Here is a 5,450-nt window from a genome sequence, read left to right as displayed (position 1 = left end):
CTCGCCGGCGCGCTGGTCCCACCGGCGGTGGGCGGGGCGGCGGCGACGATGCCGTCGGCGAGCGCGCCGGAGCTGGCGCGGACCATCCGGGCCCAGTTCGCCCGCCACATGTCCAGCTCGGTGATCGGGCGTACCCACTCCTTCCCGGCGCAGGCCGGGTCGGTGATCTCATTGCCGGCGCGGCGCAGGTACGCGTTGTAGCCGGCGGCGAAGCCGCGGACCTGGTCGCGTACCTCGTCGGAGGGGGCGCGGACGCCGTCGCGGCGGCCGACGAGCCAGCGCTCGGCGGACCGGTCGTCGATGGCCTTCTGGTGGAAGACGTCGCTGCTGACGTTGCGGGCGTCCGCGCCGAACCAGCGGGACCGCTGGGCGTTGACGGTGGCCATCTGCTCGGCGATCAGACAGATGTTGTCCTCGGCCTGCGCGTAGCCGACGCCGTAGCCGAGGCTCGCGAAGTCGCGGGCGGTGATGTGCGGGACGCCGTAGGAGGCGCGCTGGATCAGGGCGGAGTAGCCGCGGCCGTGGGCGACGGCGGTGCCGGTGGTGACGGTGAGGCCGGCGGCGACGAGCGCGACGGTGGTGGCTGCGGCGGCGAGTGGACGGGGTTTCATCGGGCGGCTCTGTGGTGGTGGTTCATGGAAGGTCCTCCCCGGGTTGACTGTCCAGGTCGGATCGACGCTAGCGGTGAAAGTTGCTCAGGTCATCCATCGGTCGGTTGTCGGCGGAAACGGTCGCTGGTCGACGGCCTGGCCGTCATCCGTGGTTCCACATCCTCCGGCAGCTCAGCACCACAGAGTGCGCAGATGTAGTCGTCGTCGCGGACGACGTTACGCTCGCCGCAGTCAAGGCAGCGCCGGAAGATGACAAGCACGGTGAAGCCGTCCGGGCGGTCGATACCTGCGCGGTCGAGGGCGCCCGCCACCGCCACCCATGACGTGGGATCGGGGCAGTAGCCGGTGGACTGGTTGGTCACCTCGGTCACGACCCAGCCGTCCCGCTCGCCGGCGAAGGCGATCTCTCCGGCGCCGAGGACCTCTCCACCGCCGGCGCAGGCGACGTGCTCGCTGCGTCTCTGCGCGAGCCGCAACGTACCGCCGGTCTCGATGACGTAGGTGAACGGCTCGTCACGGTCGCGTGGATCTGCGGCCGTCAGGTAGGTGTCGAGATCGGCCGGTGACCGGATGGGCCAGCCCTCGGAAGCATCGGCGACCGACGCCCGCACGTCCGCCGGGCCGACGTACCGGTATCGACGGCCTGCCCCTTCCACGGCACCGACCCTACGCCGGTGCGACCTCCGCCGGGGACAGCCGCACCGAGGCGCTCATCGCTGCAGCGTCGCTGTCGCGTAGCCGTCCGGGTAGAACTCGTAGTAGTCGCGGTACCGGACCGTGAAGGTGGTGGTGCCGCGAGGCAGCGAGTACGTGAGCGTGTACCTGCCGCTGGCGTCCATCTTGCCGCGCCAGAACTCCCGCTCGGCCCCGCCGTTGGTCGACGCGGTGATCCACCAGTAGTTGTCGTCGCCGATCGGCGAGCTCCAGGTCACGGTGAGCTGCGCGGTCTGCTTGTCCTTGCCAGCCCCGACCTGGGCGGTGACGGCCAGGTCGGTGACCGGCGGCCTCGGCGGGTGCGCCGGCCCGAAGGAGTGCAGCAGCTGAGTCTCCTGGTACGGGTCGATCGAGGTGACCGCCCAGGCCCGGGTGCCGTCCCGGTTGACGAGCAGCGTGCCCTCCCAGAGGCTGTCGCCGCTGCGGAAGTCGACGGCGTACGTCGGGACCGTGCTGCCCTTGCCGTAGAGGTAGACGTCGGCGTCACCGGAGCCGGTCGAGGCGCGGCCGATGGCGACGGTGGAGCCGTCCCCGGACCAGGCGGCGTCCTGCGGGTAGACGCCGCTCGGATAGACGGTCGCGTCGGCGAGATCCGGCAGCCGGTACGAGTGGTGCTCGTACGGGTGGCCGACCGTCTCCACCACCTCGGTGCCGTCCGGGCTCACGGCGTAGTCGATGAGGTTGCTGCCGGTGTGGTCCCGCCGGGCGACGATCGTCGGGCTGTCACCGGAGACATCGACGACGTACGTGGTGACGGGCGAGTACCCGGTGTCGCCGGCGACGAGGAGACCGGGCGCGCCGGGGCTGGCGTCGATGATCGGGTGGTAGTTGGGGCCCCCGGTGTAGACCACCGGCGGGATACCGGGCGCGGACCAGATCAGCAGACCGCCGGAGCCGATGCCCGCGTCGATGAAGCCGCCGACGACCTTCGCACCGGTGGGTTCGACCGTGTACAGGTGGGCGCCGACGGGTGCGGGGTAGCTGGCGACGACGGTGAGCGTGGCGGCGTCCAACGCGATGATCCGGTTGAAGCCCTGGGCCGCGTACAGGATGCGTCCGTCGTCGCTGAGGACGAGGTCGGAGATGTCGGCGACGGCGGTGACCCGGGACAGCAGCCGGCCGTCGAGGTCGGTCACCACCAGTGGCAGCCCGCCACCGACGCCCTGGGCGATGTACAGGCGGCCGCGCGCCTCGTCGAGCTCGATCGCCCGCAGGTCGTCCACCGGCAGCTGGACACCGACGCTCTTCAGCGGGGCTGTCGCGGCGGCGGCCGGCGCCGCTCTCAGCAGCTCCCCGGCACTGAGCCCGATCGCCGCCGTGATACCGGACGCCAGCAGTTGACGACGCCGCATGACACCTCCCCGTGTCGGCCCGCCGCAGTACCGGCGGCCAGGCGAGATCCTAGTACCGGGATCGCTGCTGGCGCTGCACCTCACCGGGCACCGGACTCCTTGCCACAGCATGCGATTCTCTCCTCGGGCACCCCGAAGAGGATCGAGGTACGCGCGTGGAGCTGCGCAGAAGCCGACGTCTCCTGGTGTTCGCCATCCTGTTCGCGGTAGTGGGCGTGCTCGTGGTGCTCTGCGGCGGTGGTTCCGTCGGAGCGTGGGTTCTCGGCGGCCTCGCGCTGGTGATCGGCGGTGCGATGGTCGTCAGTGCGCTCAAGCCATTCCGGTTCCACATCGGAGAGGACGGATTGACCCTGCGGGCCGCCGGGCTCGACCGGCTGGTGTCCTGGGCCGAGATCGAAGCGATCGTCCTCGACGAGCCCGTGCCGACCATCGGCCGCAACAAGCCGACGTCCCCCAGGTTGTTGCTGGTACCGGCCGGTTCGACCATCGATCGTCCACTCGACGGAAAGAGCCCACTCGATGGCCGGGCGGGACTGGTCCTCCTCGAACTCGATGACATCCGGGAACCGGTTGATGAGGTGGCGGAAGCTCTGGCCCGCTTCGCCGGAGGTCGTTTCACGAACATGCGGCAGCTGCGCCGTCAGCGCTTCGACACGCCGGACTTCACGGTCTCGTTGCGCGGGTACGAGCCGGCTCGGGTGGATGAGCTGATCCGGCGGGCCCAGGACGCGCTGGTTTCGGGCAACGCGTTGCAGCGCCAGGGAACTCGGGCCGAACTCGACGCCGCCCGCGAGGCACTGCCCATCGCCCTGCGCGGATACTTCACGCGACAGGTCGACGAGTTCCTGGAGGAGCTCTCCGCCGAGCTGGCTCGGTGGCCTCACGAGGACACCCAGCCCGAGTAGGCCGACGTGCCGCGAGACCGGCGCGGCGGCCCTGTCGAGCTGATGTCGCGGACGACTCACGGGCGCGCGGCCACAGAGTGCGGATTTCACTCTTTTGGGGCCAATGAGACGCTTGTATAGGTATGGGACCGAGTAGGCCTATAGGTGTTAGCAATGCAGGTATGTCCGTTTCGGCTCCTGCCCGACTAACGTCCTACAGACCAAGGTGGTTCCAGTGCGGCTGCATTCGCTCGCTCGTTTCGCCGGAGGGGCGCTCCTGGCGTCCATGATCGGCCTGTCGGTCGCCACACCGGCACTGGCCCAAACACAAGAGACCTTCGCCGGGGGTCGCGCGGCTCGTGCGATCGAGGCACCCGAGCCGCGACTGGTCCAGGGCAACGTCACGACCTGCGAGGGTGCCGGCCTGGCCGGCGAGATCATCCTCGGTAGCCCGAACTCGCCGGCCAACGACAGCAACGAGGCCGGCACCGGGACCGTCACCGGCCTGGAACTGGACGTCACGATCAACGACAACTTCGTCGCCACCGGCATCGTGGTCAAGGGCGGCCCAAACGCCAATGTGTACGACGGACCATTCGTCGGACCGATCGAAGTGGAGGACATGACGGCGCCGATCAACCCCGAGAACAATCAGCCGTTCGGCATCAGCCACTGGTTCGTGTGCGGCTTCGAGACGCAGCCCACGGGAACACCGACCGCGACGCCCACGGTGACGCCGACCGTGACGCCCACCGTGACACCCACGAAGTCGAAGCTGCCGATCACCGGTGACTCGCTCAGCGGTCCGTCGTTCGTCATCCCGGTCGCGCTCGGCGGTGGCCTGCTCCTGCTCGGGAGCATGCTGGTCGTCCTCCACCGACGCCGGGACGGCGAGGCGCGCGGCTGAGCCGACCCGCGGTGAGCGGCTGACCTGATCCGTGAAGATCGCTGCTGGGGCCGGAGACAACTCCGGCCCCAGCAGCGCGTCCCCAGCCGCACGGCCGGCCGAGCGTCAGGTGAGCGCCTCGAGATCCGCCATCTCGGTCACCCGCCGGATGTCGATCTCGACCTCGCCGATGCTCCGGGCGAAGAGGTCGGCGTAGCGCTTGGCCCACTCCACGGCCTCGGCCTTGTCCCGCACCTCGACCATCAGGAACCCGGCGATCAGCTCCTTCGTCTCGGCGAACGGCCCGTCGGTCAGGGTGGACCTCCCGTTGGTGACGGTGATGCGGGCCGCGTCGTCCTTGCTGGTGGGCCGCAGGCCGTCGCCGGCCAGCAGCACCCCGGCGTCGACCATCTCCTGGACGAACGCGCCCATCGTGGCGACGAAGGCGGCGTCCGGCGAGTACGCGCCGGGGATGTCCTGGTCCAGCTTGTGCATGATCATGAAGCGCATCGGTCAGGTCCTTTCCGTAAGAGGGTCAGCGGGAGGGGAGCAGGTCGACGCAGACGGCGGTGAGCCAGGCGAAGACGACGGTCGAGCCCAGCGCCATCCGGACGCTGATGCTGTCCTGGTCCGGCCAGGCCAGCATCAGGGCGAAGGTGAGAGCGCAGGCCAGCGAGAACACGGCCCAGGCGCGCCGCCCGGACCGGGCGTGGTGCCGGGCGAACACCAGACAGGCGAGCGTGACCGACCCGAAGGCGAGCATCGCGCCGACGCCGTGGCCGATCCCGTGCCAGCTCATCGTCGCCGGCGGCCCCTCGGGCGCCCCGGCCGGCCAGCCCATGCTCGGGTCGGCCACCAGCACGCCGGCGACGATCAGGCCCGTGCCGTAGGCGGCGACCAGCGCCGCTCCCCACCTGCGGGCGGGGCCGCCGGGCAGCGTGCGCCGCTCACTGCTTCGCGGCGTTCTCCAGGGCGGCGATCACGTGATCGGCGGTGCAGGAGG

The 5,450-nt window shown here is 70.3% G+C and carries 7 protein-coding genes; 2 read left to right on the top strand and 5 right to left on the bottom strand.

Annotated features, from left to right (window positions below; genetic code table 11):
• From AB0I76_RS21525 to AB0I76_RS21515, 3 genes are all read right to left on the bottom strand, one after another.
• On the bottom strand, positions 1-611 hold a 611-nt coding region (locus AB0I76_RS21525; protein ID WP_357038217.1), incomplete at its 3' end, for a penicillin acylase family protein.
• A gap of 89 nt (positions 612-700) precedes the next feature.
• Complete coding sequence (locus AB0I76_RS21520; RefSeq protein WP_357038214.1) at positions 701-1,222, bottom strand: hypothetical protein; 522 nt, start codon at positions 1,220-1,222, stop codon at positions 701-703.
• Positions 1,223-1,321: 99 nt separating this feature from the next.
• Complete coding sequence (locus AB0I76_RS21515; RefSeq protein ID WP_357038211.1) at positions 1,322-2,677, bottom strand: hypothetical protein; 1,356 nt, start codon at positions 2,675-2,677, stop codon at positions 1,322-1,324.
• A 185-nt stretch (positions 2,678-2,862) separates the two neighbouring features.
• On the opposite strand from AB0I76_RS21515, the gene AB0I76_RS21510 reads away from it, so the two are divergent.
• Together AB0I76_RS21510 and AB0I76_RS21505 are read left to right on the top strand one after the other, a co-directional pair.
• Positions 2,863-3,582, top strand: coding sequence for a hypothetical protein (locus AB0I76_RS21510; protein ID WP_357038208.1), 720 nt, complete (start codon positions 2,863-2,865; stop codon positions 3,580-3,582).
• A 214-nt stretch (positions 3,583-3,796) separates the two neighbouring features.
• Positions 3,797-4,468, top strand: a complete 672-nt coding sequence (locus tag AB0I76_RS21505) for a hypothetical protein (RefSeq protein WP_357038205.1) — start codon at positions 3,797-3,799, stop codon at positions 4,466-4,468.
• 105 nt (positions 4,469-4,573) lie between these two features.
• On the opposite strand, the gene AB0I76_RS21500 is transcribed toward AB0I76_RS21505, so the two are convergent.
• Both AB0I76_RS21500 and AB0I76_RS21495 read right to left on the bottom strand, forming a co-directional pair.
• Positions 4,574-4,957, bottom strand: a complete 384-nt coding sequence (locus AB0I76_RS21500) for a YciI family protein (RefSeq protein ID WP_357038202.1) — start codon at positions 4,955-4,957, stop codon at positions 4,574-4,576.
• A 25-nt stretch (positions 4,958-4,982) separates the two neighbouring features.
• Positions 4,983-5,384, bottom strand: a complete 402-nt coding sequence (locus AB0I76_RS21495) for a DUF998 domain-containing protein (protein ID WP_357038220.1) — start codon at positions 5,382-5,384, stop codon at positions 4,983-4,985.
• Positions 5,385-5,450 lie beyond the last annotated feature (66 nt).

Origin of the sequence: Micromonospora sp. NPDC049799 (assembly GCF_040656655.1) — a bacterium.
Lineage (GTDB): Bacteria > Actinomycetota > Actinomycetes > Mycobacteriales > Micromonosporaceae > Micromonospora.
This window is presented reverse-complemented; position numbering and strand designations above follow the sequence as displayed.

Excerpts from the sequence above, each read along its gene's own strand:
- AB0I76_RS21500 (WP_357038202.1), bottom strand. The coding sequence starts at position 4,957 with ATGCGCTTCATGATCATGCACAAGCTGGACCAGGACATCCCCGGCGCG.
- AB0I76_RS21515 (WP_357038211.1), bottom strand. The coding sequence starts at position 2,677 with ATGCGGCGTCGTCAACTGCTGGCGTCCGGTATCACGGCGGCGATCGGG.